Origin of the sequence: Paenibacillus sp. S25 (assembly GCF_019454085.1) — a bacterium.
Lineage (GTDB): Bacteria > Bacillota > Bacilli > Paenibacillales > Paenibacillaceae > Paenibacillus > Paenibacillus polymyxa_B.
Window position 1 is genome coordinate 3,122,212 of the sequence record NZ_CP073683.1, and the last position, 16,487, is coordinate 3,138,698.

The following is a 16,487-nucleotide window of genomic DNA, read 5'->3' on the forward strand; positions in this document are numbered from 1 at the left end:
ATTCCTGCCTTTCTTAGCCTAGAAGCATGCTGTAATGATCAAGGCGCCAACCAGATGCAGCGCTCCTGAAAACAGACCGAAACCAATTTTACCTTCCTGTGTACCTTTATCCAGATCAAACTGAGCCCAGTACCGCAACAGCAGACGTACAATAACTTCCAAAACAAGCAGGATGACAAAGGCGATCACAGAATACACAAGCGCTTCGAGCAAATTATTAGCTGTAGCGATAGAGCCTGACAAGATATAGCCTTGAGCAACTAACTTCATAATCATTCGTACCGTTACGGCCATATTTCCAGCCTTCACTTCGGCAAAATCCTTATACTTCGTAAATAAAGAGTCGACATACATTAATGCGAAGATCAAAATAGCCCCCGCACCAGTCCATACAAGCATTGCTTTCATCGTTTCTAAAAAATGCATTTCGTACCATCCTCCACATCTTCTTGACCTTCATATAATGTTTTACGCCTCCAGGCAGGGAAAAGCGAAGGAGAAAACGTTTCTCCTTCGCTTCCTGAACAATCACACTTGGCGGCACTGCTAAAATGTTCTTATTTATTTTCGTATTGCTTCAACAAAGCGGCAAGCTCATCGTCCACGGCGCTTTTCTTATCCAGCTCTTTGAACTCCTCATCCAACGATTTTTCCTTAGAAGACATTTCGTTGCTCGCTTCGGCACGTGCTTCTGCTTGCAGCATTTTTTCTTCCATACGCTTTAATCCGGCAGTTGCCGTATCAGAGCTAAAACCGTTCATAGCTTTGTTAATTTCAGTTTGCGCTTTAGCTGCATTATAACGGGCAACCAGTGTCTCGCGCTTGTTTTTCATTTCTGTCAGCTGTCTGCGCATTTCATCCAGCTTGCCACGCAGATTATCGGCTGCAGCTTTGTTCTGTTCGTAACCAGCTTTGAACTCATTCATTTTTTGTTCAGCAGATTTCTTTTCTTCCAGCGCGCGACGAGCCAGATCTACATTTTGTGCTTTTGCAGCGGTATGTGCCTGTTCTTCGCGTTTTTTTACCAAAGCAGCCTGTTCTTCGTATTGCTGTTTGAATCTCTTTTCAATAGCAATTTGAGCGGCTACCGCTTTCTCTGCATCTTCCAGGTCCTCTTGCATATCACGAATGTATTGATCCGTCATTTTAATTGGATCTTCTGCCTTGTCGATAATGGCATTAATGTTGGACATCGTAAGATCTCTTAATCGTTTGAAAATAGACATGTGAAGTTCCTCCTAGAGTTGAATGCTTAAATTTTAAGCTCTGTACACATGTTTACGCAAGCTTTGCAAAGAGGGTTTCAAAAATATCTAAAAGCCGCGCAAGTAAGGCTCTGGGATATCGGCCTGTACTTTTAGCTCCCGCGATGCATGCAGCGCCCAATAGGGATCACGCAGCATGGCACGGCCTATTGCTACCAGATCAGCTTCTTTCTGCTGAACAACCCGGCGGGCGTCCTCATAATCATCCAGTAAGCCAACCGCAATGACAGGTACATTCAGCTTTTCACGGATGGTATGAGCCAAATCCACCTGATAGCCGGCACGCGCAGACGGGCCTCCACCAGAACCAATCGGACCCTCACCACCAGAAGAGATATGGAAAATGTCCACACCCGCATCACGATATCGTTCCCCTACGCCTGTTATGTATTCCACATTATATCCATCTTCGACGTATTCTTTGGCGGATATCCGCATAAGCACAGGCATATCAGCAGGAAGAACCTCTTTAACAGCATGTATGACCTCAACACCGAACAATGACAAATCCTGCCCATATTCATCTTCTCTGGCATTTGTTAAAGGGGAATGAAATTGATGGATCAGATAACCGTGAGCGCCATGTATCTCGACCGTGTCAAAACCTGCTTCCACCGCGCGGCGCGCGCCTTCTTTGTATGCCTGAACCAGTTCCCTGACTTCAGCTGTCTTTAAGGCGTGGGGCTCTTTAAAGCGTTCGCTAAAAGGAATCGAGGACGGACCCACAGGTTGCTCAGCATCTTCAGCCTTGCGTCCAGCGTGGCCTAGTTGAATGCCAATTTTGGCACCATACTTGTGGACTTCCTCTACAATCTTACGATATGCAGGAATATGTTCGTCACTCCAAATACCCAAATCACGATCTGTAATACGTCCATCTGGATGGACCGCTGTCATTTCCACAATAATAAGTCCAGTGCCTCCTACTGCCCGGCTCACATAATGGACATGATGCCAATCCGTTGGATTTCCGTCCTTGGCCTCCACGCTGTATTGGCACATCGGGGGCATAACAATCCGATTTTTTAAAGAAAGCCCCTTTAATTGATAAGGAGTAAACAAGTCGGTCACTTTTATCCATCCTTCCTTCAATTCCATGTCTGTATAATTATGAATTGCATCCCCATTATACACCAGCTGTCACGGTATACCGAATTCGTTGTAAGGCTAAAACTTGCGAAAATGCTCCTGTTTTCGGTCATGTTTAAGAGAATATGTACGTTTAGCTCCATCATCTTCATTGATAATCGTTTCATCGTGGACTTCTTTCCAGTCGTTGATGAGCCGAACTTGGTAACCAGCATATTTTTAATAGGACAGGTACATAATAGTCGAGAGCACCACTAGGTACCACTGCACGGAAAGGGGGGATACATATGCCGTACAGGGGAGTGTTGCCATGCTTGGCACTGTTACTAGCATTTTCAAGTTTACCCGTTCACGCGGATGCGCCTCCCAACATCGGAACGCCCCATCCCAAGGAAGCAGCTGTTGCTTCTTCTGTACAACAGAGCACAGATCGAGCAACTCCTACATTAGCAATGCTGCGAAAAAAACATGCGGACATTTTTAAAATGTGCGGCCCACACACCCGCCAAATTGCCTTAACCTTTGATGATGTGCCCGATTCTAGGTATACGCCGCAGGTTTTGGACGTATTACACGCCAATGGCATCAAAGCCACCTTTTTTATCGTCGGTCACCGTGCGGAAAAGCATCCGGGGATCATACGCCGTATTATCCGTGAAGGCCATGCTATAGGAAACCATTCCTATACTCATCCGGATTTTAGGAAGGCCACACCAGAACGCTTTCGCAACCAGATTACAAAAACAGAACGTATTTTACAAGCCAGCGCAGGTTTTCGCCCCAAGTTGATTCGTCCACCCTACGGTGAAATCACGGAGCCTCAAATCCAATGGGCACGTCGTCATGGCTACATGATTGTCAATTGGAATGTAGACTCTCTCGACTGGAAGGGACTAAGTAAAACACAAATTCAGCGCAATGTGATCCCAGCTACCGGGCCTGGCTCTATTATTTTAATGCACGCAGGTGGAGGTCAAAGCTCCAACTTGCAAGGCACTGTCCAAGCTCTGCCGGGTCTAATTCACTCTCTAAAAGCTAAGGGCTACAAATTTGTGACAGTCCCTCGGCTACTCCACACATCGGAACGGAAATAACCATATGTTTAGGATTGAGCTACAAGCTAAAGCAACGTAAAAAGGCTGTCTTACCAGCAGAAGTTTTCTGCTCGTCAAGACAGCCTTTTTTACGGATAGGACCTGATAAGAGTCCGACCTAGTTATACATGGTAGGATACAGGCATTAAGTTTACATAGTATATATTATGTTTAATTAAACCGTATATACGTACAATGCTATTTATCAATAACGTATAGCTTCACATTTTGAAATCCAAAGTCGTTCACAAATGATTTGTTGCCAGGAATAAAGATATCAATCCGTTTTCCTGTAATGGCGCTGCCCTGATCGCGAGCGACAGCTACAAAAGAACGATCCGGCAAACCTGGGTGGGAATAGCCTGTAACCAGCACTTTCGTGCCCATCGGAATGACGTTCGGGTCTACCGCAATTGTACCTAGTTTAAGCGGATTACCGTAGTAGTCCACTGCTCCCCATTTACCATTCTCATCGGCTGCGGCAGAATACGCAGAAGCCTTAACGTCAACTATTTTGCTATAGTTAAATGTTTTGCCCCACGCTTCAATCGTTGGCCCCTCATTCGCTGGTGCTTTCTCCGTTAGAAGCTGCGGCTTCGAATCCGAAGCTGCCTTCACACTTTTTTCACCAGGTACCTTAATTTGCAGACCTGCATATATATTGTTGGAGGCAATGTTTGGGTTCGCCTTCGTCAGCTCGTCCACTGATACTCCATAACGTTGAGCAAGCAAAAAGAAGGTATCGCCATCTTTGGCAGTATGAAGCGAAGCAGCATCCGCTACTCCAGCTGTCTGTGCCAGACCTGCAATGGCTGCGGCAAGCACCGCAAATTTCATGGTTTTTCCAATATGTTTTAGATGTTTCAAAGATATGTACCTCCTCTGTTATGCCTGCGAAGTTAGCTGTCGGATTCGGACTCAGAAGAAGCCCTATGCTTGTGCAATTCACCCCTAGGCATATTCCATATCGTCTTATGACGTATCGGAAAGAATGCCGTTGTTACGTCCCCCGCACTTCCCATAGTTTGGGCCCAGCATCCAGCGTTTGTCATAACCGCATGCTGTCCCGGTAAGTTTTGGCTTACTGCATAATATCACAATTTTGTAACCTTATCCGCATGAAAATGTTGGGAACCTTGAACATCATACTATACTCGTTACAATTTTGTCACCAAGAAATCGATATTTGTTACGAAAATATGGGGAAATGGTGACAAAAAAAGAAAAGCCCTCCGTCAAACGGAGGGCTTTTTTATAGCTCATATCAGCACTTTCTTACAATACTTTGGCAAGAAAATCACGGGTGCGATCATGGCTTGGAGTACCAAATACCTGCTCTGGTGTACCTTGCTCTACAATTTTACCGTTATCCATAAAGATGATTCGATCGCCTACCTCACGGGCAAAGCCCATTTCATGCGTCACGATTACCATGGTCATGCCGCCTTCGGCGAGCTTCTTCATTACATCCAGAACCTCTCCAACCATTTCAGGGTCCAATGCAGAAGTCGGCTCATCGAACAGCATTACGTGCGGCTGCATGGCCAAAGCACGCGCAATCGCAATACGTTGCTTCTGACCACCGGATAGCTGGTTCGGATAGGTATTCTTCTTATCCTCAAGCCCTACGGTACGCAGGAGTTCTAGCGCAATTTTTTCCGCTTCCTTCCCTGACTGTCTTCTAACCTGCGTTGGTGCAAGCGTCAGGTTCTGCAACACTGTTTTATGCGGGAACAGATTAAAATGCTGGAACACCATCCCCATCTTCTCCCGGGTTACGTTAATATTATGACCACGAGCTGTAATCGGCTCGCCCTCAAACAAAATCTCCCCGTCCGTAGGCTGTTCTAGCAAATTCATGCAACGCAAAAACGTACTCTTCCCCGAACCGCTGGGACCGATGATGACGACGACTTCACCTTTGGCGATATCTATATCAATGCCTTTTAAAATCTCATTCTTGCCGAACGATTTACGCAGTTGTTTAACGGTGATCACTGGCTCTCAACTTCCTTTCCCATAAACCCAGCAGCTTAGACAAGCTGAATGTCATTACAAAATAAATAGCGGCTGCGATTACGAACGGACTTAATCCTTCGTAGGTAATGTTCTTAATGACCTGGGCCTGATACATAATATCCACCATCCCAATGGTCGAAATAATGGATGATTCTTTAATGATCGTAATAAATTCATTACCGATAGCAGGCAAGATAGATTTAAACGCTTGCGGCAAAATGACGTGACGCATAGCTTTGCCTCGTCCCATACCCAACGAACGGGCTGCCTCCATCTGTCCACGGTCTACTGCCTGGATACCTGCACGGAAAATTTCAGCCAGATATGCCGAGCTATTCAGAGACAATGTGATTATACCAGACTGGAGTGGAGTAAAATTGACACCCAGCGTCAAAGCAACCCCGTAGTGAATAATCATGAGTTGCACCAGCATAGGTGTGCCACGCAGGATCTCTACATAAGTGGTGCCTAACCACTCAATGATGCGTACTCCACTCATACGTAGCAAGGATATGATCAGACCAATGATGAATCCGAACAGTACTCCGAGCGCAGACAGCAACAAGGTGTAGCCGATACCCGTAGCGTATAAACTGCGGTATTTCCAAAAAATATCTACAATGTTATTAGAAGAAACCTGACGATCCGCAGAAAGTGCACTCGCTTCCGTGGAAAACTTCTCAATCGACCCGTCTGCTTTCAGGCGAGCCAACGTTTTATTTACAGAAGCAAGCAATTCTGCATTCCCTTTACGGATACCTACAGCTGTTTCTGCTCCCGCATCCTCAGGCACAGCCTTGGCAAGGGTTACGGTACCGTCTAACGTGTATCCTTTAGCAACCGTATCTTCGATCACGACAGCGTTCACACGCTGGGTCCGCAGCTGGAGTACCAGGTCAGATATTTTATCCAGTGAAGTTACAGAGGCATTGGGCACTTTTTGAGCAATCTCTTCCTGAATACTTCCCTTTTGTGCTCCGATCTTCTCGCCTTTCAAAGCATCCATCGTCGGATATTTGTCTTTATCCTCTGGGCGTACCATGATGACTTGCTTGGAGCGATAGTATACATCCGAAAAATCAATACTCTTTCTGCGTTCATCCGTTGGTGTCATACCGGACAGTACCAAGTCTACACGACCACTTTGCAGAGCAGGCAGCAAAGAGTCAAAACTCATGTCCTCAGGGACCATCTCCGCATCCAAATCTTTGGCGATTTCCTTGGCGATATCCACATCGAACCCAACAATGGTATCCTTACCGTTAATGACTTTATGAAACTCATACGGCGGAAAGTCGGCACTCATGCCCACAACAAGTTTTTTCTGTGGCTTTGCTTCCGTTCCGTATGCATTGAGCATGGGAAGACCAGTCAACAGCAAGATAACCGCCGTCAAAACCAGGGCGGTAAAACGATATGCCTTTTTCAATCTTTTTTTCTCTCCTTAAATTCTTTATAATAAATAAGATTGTGTCATTATAAATGAATATGCATGATTATGCAATGAATGTTATAGTACAATTTCAGCATACCTAACGCAGTACCTACATTACAGCTTATATAAAGGAGTTTTCAGCATGGATTTTAAACAGACCATTCAACAGACCATTGAGCAACATGCCCCACGGTTTAAGGACATTTCGTTATTTATTGGCGCAAATCCTGAACTTGGAAACGAGGAATTTCTGGCCGCTGCCCGTTTAAAAGAAGAACTGGTTTTTCACGGTTTTGAGGTCCAGGCACCTGTATTGGGCATAGAAACAGCCTTTATTGCAACTTACAAATCTGCAAAACCCGGACCGGTTGTCGCTTTTCTGGCAGAATATGACGCTCTGAAAGGTCTAGGACACGCCTGTGGGCACCATCTGATATGTATGATGAGTATTGGTGCTGCCGTCGGCCTCAAGTCGATCATCGACGAAACAGGTGGAGAAGTACGGGTATATGGCACACCTGCCGAAGAAACACGCGGTGCAAAGGTCCCGATGGCCGCTGCCGGGTTGTTTGATGATTGCGACATAGCACTTATGACGCATCCTTATGACCGTTACGAAAAATCAGGCAAATCGCTGGCGATTGATGCTGTACAATTCGAATTTTTTGGTCAATCTGCCCACGCGGCTGCCAGCCCGCACGAAGGCATTAACGCGCTGGACGCTGTGATTCAAACGTTCAATGGCATCAATGCGTTCCGTCAACAAGTAAAAAGTACCGTGCGTATCCATGGGATCATTAACCAGGGTGGGCAGGCAGCCAATATTATTCCTGATTACGCCTCAGCCCAATTTTATGTGAGGGCCGCTACACGTCAAGAGTTGAACTCGCTGACTCGCCGTGTTGTTCAAATTGCTGAAGGAGCTGCTTTGCAGGCCGGGTGTCGTTTGGAGACCTCCAATTATGAGACTTCTTATGATGAAATGGTCACGAACCGTGTACTTTCCGATGCGTTTACCGCAAATTTGGTGCAGGCTGGCATTTCACAAGAAGATATAACGGAAGGCGAAGATCACGGCTCCATGGATATCGGAAATGTATCGCTTCATTGCCCTGCTATCCATCCTTACATTCAAGTTATTGACGAGAAGCATGCCTTGCATACACCAGAATTCCGTGATTTGGCGATGCAGGACCGGGCCATGGAAGGAATGCTGCTGGCTGCGAGAACTTTGGCATGGACTGCTTGCGATGTAATCACGAATCCTGAACTGCTAGCACAGATAAAAAAAGAATTCGCTCTGCTGAATAACGAACGCTAAATCTTAATTCCGTGTTCTTTCAGAAAGGAGTAGTCAGCCATCATGGATAGTATGAGCAGTTTTTGGACGTTGTTTATTGTGGTGATCCTCATCATTTTTTGGTTTATATTCCGTGCAATACGCAGGAACCGGGGAAACAGAAAAACACGGCGCCGGAATGCTTTTTTCCTCAGCTCCCCATCCCCTTCGTCCCTTGCGCAGGAGCGTCATCCAGAGATTACAGAGCTGATGCAGCTACTGGAGCAATCCATTCCTGCCTCCTATGCTCATAGCGTGAAGAGTCGTGTAATGGAAGCCCACCCTGAGCTGACGGAGCAAGAATATGATTGGCGCTGGCATGAGCTAAAACGATATTTTATGCTATGCGCGATTATGAATCGAGTGCCTATGTTCAGTAGTGATGTGGATGAATTATGGCACGAAATGTTGATGTTTACCCGCGAATATCAGCAATTCTCGGAAGCTTTTTTTGGTCGTATGCTTCACCATGCGCCTCATTCCGGCGGCTCTCAGCCGATGCCTGAGGAGCGGGCGTGGTTTGACTGGCTGTATGTGGAATGCTTTGGCTGGAACCGCTATAGCGCCAGTTTGTGGGGAACCTTTTTTAATCATCCATTACCGAACGACGAGCTTTCGCGCTATTACAAACTCACAACTTCCGCGCAGCCAGCAGGTGACCGCTGGAATACGCAGGAGGATATAGCTATTTCACAGCAGGCCCAACAAGCGGTTCATAAGATTGTACAACATCTGCGCGAGCGGGTGAATAAAGTGGTGGATGATCCTGAGGGTAAGCAATTGCCTAAGGTCAACTATTTACAGGTCGACTATTTGTTATTAGCTGTTGTGTGGTATTCATGGTATCAACCTGAACAATTTGCCATACACATGCACCCGGATGCTATAGGTAATGCTGTATTAGCTAGCTCATCCGGCTGTAGCTCGGCAAGCGGCTGTTCAAACTGGGATACACATCACTCGCACCATCATTCCTCCCATGACAGTTCTCATCATGGAGACTCTTCTCATCATGATTCAGGCGATTCTGGTAGCCATTCTTCGTGTAGCAGTGGCTCTTCATGTGGAAGCAGCTGTGGTGGTGGGGGCGACTGATCATAGCAAAAAAGGGAATTCCTCATCCAGAAAACTTGGCTAAAGGGATTCCCTTTTTTATTAACATGACTGGGTTGTTCCTATTCTGTTCAGTCCTTTTTTGTTAGCAAATGGTAAATATCCATATACGCTTCGGCTGAAACATCCCAACTATATTCTCCTGCAAAAGCCGTCTGTGTAAGCTTCGACCAATGCTCAGATTGGCGATAAAAATGAACAGCACGACGAATGGTGTTCAACATATCATGTGCATTGTAGTTCGTGAAACTAAATCCGTTTCCTTCACCTGTGGATTCATTGTAAGCCTGCACAGTATCATTAAGGCCCCCTGTTTCTCGTACAATAGGGATACTTCCATAACGAAGTGCCAGCAGTTGGCTGATCCCACAAGGTTCAAACCTTGATGGCATAAGATACATATCGCTTGCCGCATATATTTTTCGTGACAGAGGTTCGCTAAAAGCGAGCTGCGCCGACATTTTCAGTGGATAGCGTCCCGCTGCCTCACGAAACCAATGCTCAAAAGCCGGATCCCCTGTTCCCAGCACGACAAACTGGATATCATCATAATACAAGATTTCGTCAAGCACTCTCGTTACCAGATCTAGCCCCTTCATATCTACAAGCCGGGTTACCATGGCAATCATAGGTACGTCTGGCCGCACCGGCAGACCCAGCTCCTTCTGCAGGCCAATTTTGTTTTCCTTTTTCTTTGTCAGACTCGTGCGGTACTTCGTATAAATACGATTGTCCGTGGCAGGATTGTAACTTTTGGTGTCAATTCCGTTCACAATCCCCGTTAAGCGACCCTGATCTCCCAATTTACGAAGCAGACCCTCCAGCCCATATCCGTAAAATTCCGTTTGAATCTCCTCTGCATAGGTTGGACTCACGGTTGTGACATGATCCGAGTACGTAAGCCCACCTTTCATAAAATTCAGTCTGCCATGATACTCCACACCTTCGGGGGTGAAATAGCTCCCATCCAGGTTGAGCAGCTCAGTTAAGACCTCATACGGAAAATCCCCCTGATACAGCAGATTATGTATCGTAAACACCGTGCGAATATCACTGTAGAAGGGCAAATGTCGATAATCGGCATTCAGAAGCAGCGGAACCATTGCCGTATGCCAATCATGACAATGCAAAATATCCGGCCGAAAGTTCAGTTCAGGCAGCACTTCTAAAATCGCCCGGTTAAAAAAGGAAAAACGTTCGCCATCATCCATATAACCGTAAATACCGTCACGACCGAAGTAATACTCATTGTCTATAAAATAAACCTTGATTCCGTCTAATGTCAGTTCCTCTATTCCACAATATTGATTACGCCAGCCTACGGCTACTTGCTTCACCGCTACCGGCCGCAGAGAATTTTTATAAGTATCGGGAATCCCAGCATATTTAGGTAAAATGATTCGGACGTCGCACCCCGCCTGACGAAGTGCCTTCGGCAGTGCGCCAATGACATCAGCCAACCCGCCTGTTTTAATAAATGGATGTGCTTCTGCTGCCGCAAACAAAATGTTCATATGTGCTTCCTCCTTATGTGTTTAATCTGCTTTTTTAGGCCTCCTAGGCGCTTTCTTGAGTATAACGATGCTCAGGGGTGGTATGGTCACCTCTAAGCTGTGAAGCTGTCCGTGGCAAGGGATAGGGGCGGTCCGTATTATTCCCGTATTCAGCTGGTCCCTTCCCCCAAAGTCCTTATGATCACTGTTCATCAGTTCGATATAACTTCCGGCCTTTTCCAGCCCAATTCGGTAGTTCTCTCTGGGCACAGGTTGAAAGTTAATAAGCACAACTAGTGTATCTCCTAACTTTTTACTTTTACGCAAATACGTAATTACGCTCTGCCCACGGTCCTCCGCCTCAATCCACTGATATCCATCCCACGAATGATCCAGTTCCCATAACGCCTTTTCCTGAATATACAAATGATTCAGCGCTTTCGTAAAAGCGTGCAGCGAACGGTGACTGTCATAATCCAGCAGGAACCAGTCAAGCTGCTCCTCATCCTTCCATTCGATGAATTGGCCGAATTCCCCTCCCATAAATAAGAGTTTTTTACCCGGTGAGGTGATTTGGTAACCGAGAAGCGCTCGAAGCCCGGCAAATTTTTGCTCATAGCTACCTGGCATTTTATCAAGCAGCGACTTCTTACCATGAACAACCTCATCGTGCGACAACGGCAGTGTAAAATTCTCGCTGTACGCATAAGCTATGGGGAATGTCAGCAAATTATGGCGCTCCGGCCTCTGATCGAAATCCGTTTCGATATAATCAAGCGTATCGTTCATCCAGCCCATATTCCATTTGTAATTAAAACCGAGTCCTCCATCGCTTACCGGAGAAGTCACCATCGGCCAGGCACTGGACTCCTCTGCCATCATCAGAGCATACGGATAATAGCGGAATACTGTTTCATTTAGTTGTTGAAGGAAGGCAATAGCCTCCTCATTTTCAATACCTCCTTTAGAGTTAAAACGATATTGACCGTCCTGCTTTTCAAAATCCAGCCGTAGCATACTCGTCACAGCATCTACGCGCAGGCCGTCAATATGGTATACATCCATCCAGAATAGCGCATTAGATATCAGGAAAGAACGCACCTCCGGCTTGCTGTAATCAAACGTCAGTGTTCCCCAGCCGGGCTTTTCGGCAATCAGCGGATCCGCGTATTCGAACAAGGGCGATCCGTCAAACAGCCTTAATCCATGAGCATCTTTTGCAAAATGGGCTGGGACCCAATCCATCAGTACTCCAATTCCCGCCTGATGGCAACGATCCACCAAATACATAAAATCATGCGGTTCTCCATACCGGCTTGTGAGTGCAAAATATCCGGTGAGCTGGTAGCCCCAGGAAAGATCATACGGATGTTCACTCAGCGGCATCAGCTCAATATGTGTATACCCCATATCGGTCACATAAGGCACAAGAAGCTCAGCTATTTCCCTGTATGTATAAAACGTACCATCTTCTTTTTGCTTCCAAGTGCCCAGATGAAGCTCGTATATGTGCAGAGGCTTTCCATAAGGTGCTCTACGTTTTCGGCGCCAAATCGCATCGTTCCAAGCATAACCATCTATAGAAGCTACCACAGAAGCCGTTGCCGGTCTCACTTCAGCACGTACCGCGTAAGGGTCTGCTTTCAGAAATTGTCCACCATCTGCACCCGTAATGTCGTATTTGTAAAAAGTTCCTTGGGATATCCCCGGAAAAAAACGACTCCAAAAACCGGATTTGGGAACCCTATATAAGGAATCCTGTTCCCCATTCCAGTTGTTGCGATCTGTAGCAAGCCCGACATGGAGAGCATGAGGAGCCCAGACCGTAAAGCGGACGCCCTGTTCTCCGTTCTCCACAGTAAGGTGGGAACCCAAAGATCGGTAGCTGTGATAAAGCGTTCCTTCATGAAACAAATAAATATCTTCCGATGAAATAGCCTGTTGCGGAAGAGTTTGGTCTGTCATCACGTCACCACCCTTATATGTTTTGTAAGTAAAAATGTATGAATCGGTAATGTATTCGCTTTTGGGTCAAAGCTGACCTGAGTTATTACCCCATTCTAGCCACAATGAACAGAAAAATGACTAGGAAAAAAATAAACCTTAGTTTTGGGGGAATCTTATATACCTTATGGTTTCAAGAGTACCCCATACCGTTTATGTATGTACTACACTGACAACTAAACCGGGAGGGAAACGAAATGTTTAATAAAGAATGCATTGCCATGCTGCTGGCAGGCGGAGAGGGACGCCGTCTTGCTCCCCTTACTTCAACGATTGCAAAACCCGCCGTACCTTTTGGCGGTCATTACCGGATCATCGATTTTCCTCTCAGTAACTGCGTAAATTCAGACATTGATACTGTAGGTGTACTGACGCAATATGAGGCAGAATCCTTGCACGAACATATCGGGGATGGAACACCATGGGGTCTTACAAAAACAGATGACAAAGGGATTACTCTGCTTCCATCTTATAACACAGGTAACGCTGAATACTTAGGAACGGCAGATGCTATTCATAAGAATATCGAATATATTGACAGCCAAAATCCGGAGCATGTGCTTATATTATCCGGTGATCATATTTACTATATGAATTATCGTGAAATGCTGAACCACCATAAGGAAAAAGGAGCTGCGGCTACCATTTCTGTCATGGAGGTACCTTGGGATGAAGCACACCGTTTTGGTGTTATGAGTGCCGATGAAGATCTGCGTGTCACAGAATTTGCAGAGAAACCGGAGAAACCGGAAAGTAATTTGGCCTCTATGGGGATTTACCTTTTCAAATGGGATTACTTAAGAAATTACTTGTTAGAAGACGCACAGGATGCTCAATCCAGTCATGATTTTGGTAAAGATATCATCCCTAAAATGTTAGCGGACCAAGAATCCTTGTACGTTTATGAATTCCAGGGCTATTGGAAGGACGTAGGTACCGTTAAAAGCCTATGGGATTCACACATGGATTTGTTACAGGATAATTGTGCTATCGACCTTCAACGTAAGGACTGGCCGATGTATACACGTGAACGTCGCACAAGGTTGAGCGCACAAAAGGTGCCTAACCGTCAAACACAACCTTTGGGCAGCTTGCTGCATGATTCCTGCCAAGTAGAGGGCCGAATAGAACGCTCCGTTGTATTTAGTGGTGTCGAGGTAGGTAAAGGATCTGCCATCAAAGAAAGTATCGTTATGCCTGACACACGCATTGGACGTAACGTCCATATTGAACATGCGATTATCGGTGAAGGTGCTGTGATTCGTGATGGTGCTGTCATTAAAGGTAATCCGGGCGAAATTATGGTTATCGGACCCAATGAAGTGGTATTTGGTAAAATGGCAGTACGACCGCAAACTACGCGTATGCTGAAAGAAGCTTACGAGCGCAATACACGCTTGCGTGCCGAAGGTTTTACTTCATAACGTTACCCCCAAATTAAAAACAGCCAGCCCTCCCGATTTGAGAGGACTGGTTGTTTTTTCTAGTTAAATCTATACAATGGGCCTTTTAAATCAGCCCTTCAGTAAGTTGTGATGGTTCCACGGACTGCTCTGCTTGCAGAGCAGGTAGTGAAACCGTAATGGTAGTTCCAGCCCCCAGTTCACTTCTGATGAGCATCTGACCATGATGGCGCTCGATAAACTGTTGCGAGATTGCCAATCCCAGTCCAGTACCACCGTTTTGGTGGTCTACCTGGAAAAAGCGATCTCTAACTCTGGCAAGATTTTCAGCACTAATTCCAATCCCTGTATCCTGTACGGATATCTCGATATTGCCATCAATCCGTTGTAGAGACAGGAAAATAATCGAGCTTTCATGCGAAAACTTGATAGCATTGTCCACAATGTTCAAAAACACCTGTTTCAGACGGTTACCGTCTCCATGGACGAGATATGCCGTTTCCTCCGAATCCAGTTGAAGCTTTATCTGCTTCATTTCTGCTTTGGCCCATACGTTCAGCATAATTTCCTGCAAAAGCTCCCGTAAATCCACCGTTCCCATCACAAGCTTCATGGCATTTTGCTCCAGCTTGGAAAAATCGAGGATTTCCTCCACCAAGCCAATCAGTCGATCCGTCTCTTTAGAAATAATCTTCATCCCGATTTTCGTCTCTTCCGGGTCATAACCGCCAGAATTTAACGTTTCACTCCAACCCTTAATAGATGTAAGCGGAGTACGCAATTCATGAGATATGGATGATATAAAATCATCCTTGATTTGATTTGTTCTGACAATTTCCTGTGCCATATAGTTCAGAGTCGAAGCCAGTTCACCCAACTCATAGCGATAATCGCCTTCAATGCGTGCATCAAACCTCCCCTGAGCCATCTGAGCAGATACATCGCGAATATTATTAATTGGTCTAACAATGGAATTCGCGAGCCCAGTACTGACCACAAATACAATAACCAGTACAGCTGCCATGATGCCAAGAGAAAACAGCGTAATCGTAAACAGCTTATCATTTACCAATTCCAGCGAAGTCGTATACCGAATAACATACACCTGGTCTCCGACGATATTGTCCAGTTTTTGAGATACCGCCATCACCTGCTGCCCCGTACTCGGTTGCTTTCCGATCCATTTGCCCGTATCTCCAGCTAATGCTTGTGTCACATCACTTGTTTGCACACTTAGATCTGCTGCAAAATTCGTCGAGTTATCAATTACATTTCCCTGTTCATCAAGCAACTGCAGTTCAGTGAAGGGCAGAGAAAATGTATTTAACAAATACGATTGCAAAGACTGTTCCGGCTCTTTGAATTTGGGTGCAAATTCACTTACCGATTCGATACGGCTTTCGATATGTTTGTATATGGAATCGTAATAGTACGACCGGAGTGCAAACATAAAAATGACTTCTACTAACAGAAGCGCCAAGAACACTACGAAAAAATAGTGAAGCACAATCTGTCGGCGAATCCCCTTTTTGATCATTGAGACTGACCTTTCCATTTATATCCATGTCCCCACACTGTTTGTAAAAAAGCAGGCTCGGAAGGATTGTTTTCAATTTTCTGCCGCAGACGGCGGATATTCACATCTACAATTTTCGGATCGCCCATATATTCCTTGCCCCATACGTGATCAAGTAGAACATCTCGGCTGAGCGGCGTGTTTTCTTTTTCCAGAAAAAATTGAATCAGAGAAAACTCAGTCGGTGTCAGCTCGATCAGCTGCCCGTTCTTCTTAAATTGCTTAGCAATCAAATCTAACGTGAACGGTCCAGACTGGAAGGACACTTTGGCTGCTGTTTCACGATGTACATTCACCCGACGCAATAACGATTGAATACGTGCAATCAGCTCCGTCGGGCTAAAAGGCTTGCTCACATGATCATCGGCCCCTACAGACAAGGCATACACTTTATCCTGCTCCTGTACCTTCGCTGTGAGAAAAATAATACCGATGCGCTCATTCGTTTCCCGGATTCTTCGACAGACTTCAAAACCATCCATACCGGGTACCATTACGTCAAGCAGTGCAATATCAATATCCCGCACCGTGTTCAAAATATTTAGAGCCTCATGCCCTTCCGACGCCTCCAGCACCTCAAAACCGTTACGTTTCAAGTTAATGACAATAAAACTGCGAATGGATTCCTCGTCTTCCATGATTAAAACTTTACTCACT

Annotated in this window: 14 protein-coding genes and 1 riboswitch; of the genes, 4 read left to right on the plus strand and 10 right to left on the minus strand. The window is 45.7% G+C overall.

The genetic code is table 11. The features are described from left to right. Nucleotides 1-18 precede the first annotated feature (18 nt). From KAI37_RS13330 to KAI37_RS13340, 3 genes are all read right to left on the minus strand, one after another. Complete coding sequence (locus KAI37_RS13330) at nt 19-426, minus strand: DUF350 domain-containing protein (protein ID WP_013310484.1); 408 nt, start codon at nt 424-426, stop codon at nt 19-21. 131 nt (nt 427-557) lie between these two features. After that, nucleotides 558-1,226 (minus strand): PspA/IM30 family protein, encoded by a 669-nt coding sequence (locus KAI37_RS13335; protein ID WP_013310486.1) that lies wholly within the window; start codon nt 1,224-1,226, stop codon nt 558-560. A gap of 87 nt (nt 1,227-1,313) precedes the next feature. Continuing rightward, nucleotides 1,314-2,336: an NADH:flavin oxidoreductase/NADH oxidase gene (locus KAI37_RS13340; RefSeq protein WP_023988950.1), complete on the minus strand. Its 1,023-nt coding sequence runs from the start codon at nt 2,334-2,336 to the stop codon at nt 1,314-1,316. A 305-nt stretch (nt 2,337-2,641) separates the two neighbouring features. Here KAI37_RS13340 and KAI37_RS13345 point away from each other — a divergent pair, with 305 nt between their 5' ends. Beyond that, nucleotides 2,642-3,448: a polysaccharide deacetylase family protein gene (locus tag KAI37_RS13345; RefSeq protein WP_071641078.1), complete on the plus strand. Its 807-nt coding sequence runs from the start codon at nt 2,642-2,644 to the stop codon at nt 3,446-3,448. 198 nt (nt 3,449-3,646) lie between these two features. Here the strand turns inward: KAI37_RS13345 and KAI37_RS13350 are convergent, their stop codons facing one another. The 3 genes from KAI37_RS13350 to KAI37_RS13360 all read right to left on the minus strand — a co-directional run bounded on the left by KAI37_RS13350 (nt 3,647) and on the right by KAI37_RS13360 (nt 6,896). Then, nucleotides 3,647-4,315 carry a 3D domain-containing protein gene (locus KAI37_RS13350; RefSeq protein WP_220029584.1) on the minus strand — a complete coding sequence of 223 codons (669 nt, stop codon included), beginning with the start codon at nt 4,313-4,315 and terminating at the stop codon, nt 3,647-3,649. A gap of 6 nt (nt 4,316-4,321) precedes the next feature. Then, a riboswitch (cyclic di-AMP (ydaO/yuaA leader) is annotated at nt 4,322-4,490 on the minus strand. A 233-nt stretch (nt 4,491-4,723) separates the two neighbouring features. Beyond that, nucleotides 4,724-5,446, minus strand: a complete 723-nt coding sequence (locus tag KAI37_RS13355) for an amino acid ABC transporter ATP-binding protein (protein WP_071641082.1) — start codon at nt 5,444-5,446, stop codon at nt 4,724-4,726. Beyond that, nucleotides 5,433-6,896 (minus strand): ABC transporter substrate-binding protein/permease, encoded by a 1,464-nt coding sequence (locus KAI37_RS13360; RefSeq protein ID WP_023988953.1) that lies wholly within the window; start codon nt 6,894-6,896, stop codon nt 5,433-5,435. Before KAI37_RS13360 ends, KAI37_RS13355 begins: the two co-directional genes overlap by 14 nt. Before the next feature lie 148 nt (nt 6,897-7,044). Here KAI37_RS13360 and KAI37_RS13365 point away from each other — a divergent pair, with 148 nt between their 5' ends. Both KAI37_RS13365 and KAI37_RS13370 read left to right on the plus strand, forming a co-directional pair. Continuing rightward, nucleotides 7,045-8,223: a M20 family metallopeptidase gene (locus KAI37_RS13365; protein ID WP_220029585.1), complete on the plus strand. Its 1,179-nt coding sequence runs from the start codon at nt 7,045-7,047 to the stop codon at nt 8,221-8,223. Between the two features lie 42 nt (nt 8,224-8,265). After that, nucleotides 8,266-9,336 (plus strand): glycine-rich domain-containing protein, encoded by a 1,071-nt coding sequence (locus KAI37_RS13370; RefSeq protein WP_220029586.1) that lies wholly within the window; start codon nt 8,266-8,268, stop codon nt 9,334-9,336. Nucleotides 9,337-9,425: 89 nt separating this feature from the next. Here the strand turns inward: KAI37_RS13370 and glgA are convergent, their stop codons facing one another. Both glgA and glgB read right to left on the minus strand, forming a co-directional pair. Next, nucleotides 9,426-10,868 (minus strand): glycogen synthase GlgA, encoded by a 1,443-nt coding sequence (gene glgA / locus KAI37_RS13375; protein WP_220029587.1) that lies wholly within the window; start codon nt 10,866-10,868, stop codon nt 9,426-9,428. 21 nt (nt 10,869-10,889) lie between these two features. After that, nucleotides 10,890-12,812 carry a 1,4-alpha-glucan branching protein GlgB gene (glgB, locus tag KAI37_RS13380; RefSeq protein ID WP_220029588.1) on the minus strand — a complete coding sequence of 641 codons (1,923 nt, stop codon included), beginning with the start codon at nt 12,810-12,812 and terminating at the stop codon, nt 10,890-10,892. Nucleotides 12,813-13,048: 236 nt separating this feature from the next. Here glgB and KAI37_RS13385 point away from each other — a divergent pair, with 236 nt between their 5' ends. After that, nucleotides 13,049-14,275 carry a glucose-1-phosphate adenylyltransferase gene (locus tag KAI37_RS13385; protein WP_071641089.1) on the plus strand — a complete coding sequence of 409 codons (1,227 nt, stop codon included), beginning with the start codon at nt 13,049-13,051 and terminating at the stop codon, nt 14,273-14,275. A gap of 85 nt (nt 14,276-14,360) precedes the next feature. Here KAI37_RS13385 and KAI37_RS13390 read toward each other — a convergent pair whose 3' ends face one another. Both KAI37_RS13390 and KAI37_RS13395 read right to left on the minus strand, forming a co-directional pair. Next, complete coding sequence (locus tag KAI37_RS13390) at nt 14,361-15,791, minus strand: sensor histidine kinase (RefSeq protein ID WP_071641091.1); 1,431 nt, start codon at nt 15,789-15,791, stop codon at nt 14,361-14,363. After that, nucleotides 15,788-16,486 carry a response regulator transcription factor gene (locus KAI37_RS13395; RefSeq protein WP_007432526.1) on the minus strand — a complete coding sequence of 233 codons (699 nt, stop codon included), beginning with the start codon at nt 16,484-16,486 and terminating at the stop codon, nt 15,788-15,790. The genes KAI37_RS13390 and KAI37_RS13395 overlap by 4 nt, the downstream gene beginning before the upstream one ends. Nucleotide 16,487 lies beyond the last annotated feature (1 nt).

Bases quoted from the DNA above. Each gene is read 5' to 3' on its own strand.
- KAI37_RS13330 (WP_013310484.1), bottom strand. From the start codon at position 426: ATGCATTTTTTAGAAACGATGAAAGCAATGCTTGTATGGACTGGTGCG.
- KAI37_RS13335 (WP_013310486.1), bottom strand. From the start codon at position 1,226: ATGTCTATTTTCAAACGATTAAGAGATCTTACGATGTCCAACATTAAT.
- KAI37_RS13345 (WP_071641078.1), top strand. From the start codon at position 2,642: ATGCCGTACAGGGGAGTGTTGCCATGCTTGGCACTGTTACTAGCATTT.
- KAI37_RS13365 (WP_220029585.1), top strand. From the start codon at position 7,045: ATGGATTTTAAACAGACCATTCAACAGACCATTGAGCAACATGCCCCA.
- KAI37_RS13370 (WP_220029586.1), top strand. From the start codon at position 8,266: ATGGATAGTATGAGCAGTTTTTGGACGTTGTTTATTGTGGTGATCCTC.
- glgA (WP_220029587.1), bottom strand. From the start codon at position 10,868: ATGAACATTTTGTTTGCGGCAGCAGAAGCACATCCATTTATTAAAACA.
- glgB (WP_220029588.1), bottom strand. From the start codon at position 12,812: ATGACAGACCAAACTCTTCCGCAACAGGCTATTTCATCGGAAGATATT.
- KAI37_RS13385 (WP_071641089.1), top strand. From the start codon at position 13,049: ATGTTTAATAAAGAATGCATTGCCATGCTGCTGGCAGGCGGAGAGGGA.
- KAI37_RS13390 (WP_071641091.1), bottom strand. From the start codon at position 15,791: ATGATCAAAAAGGGGATTCGCCGACAGATTGTGCTTCACTATTTTTTC.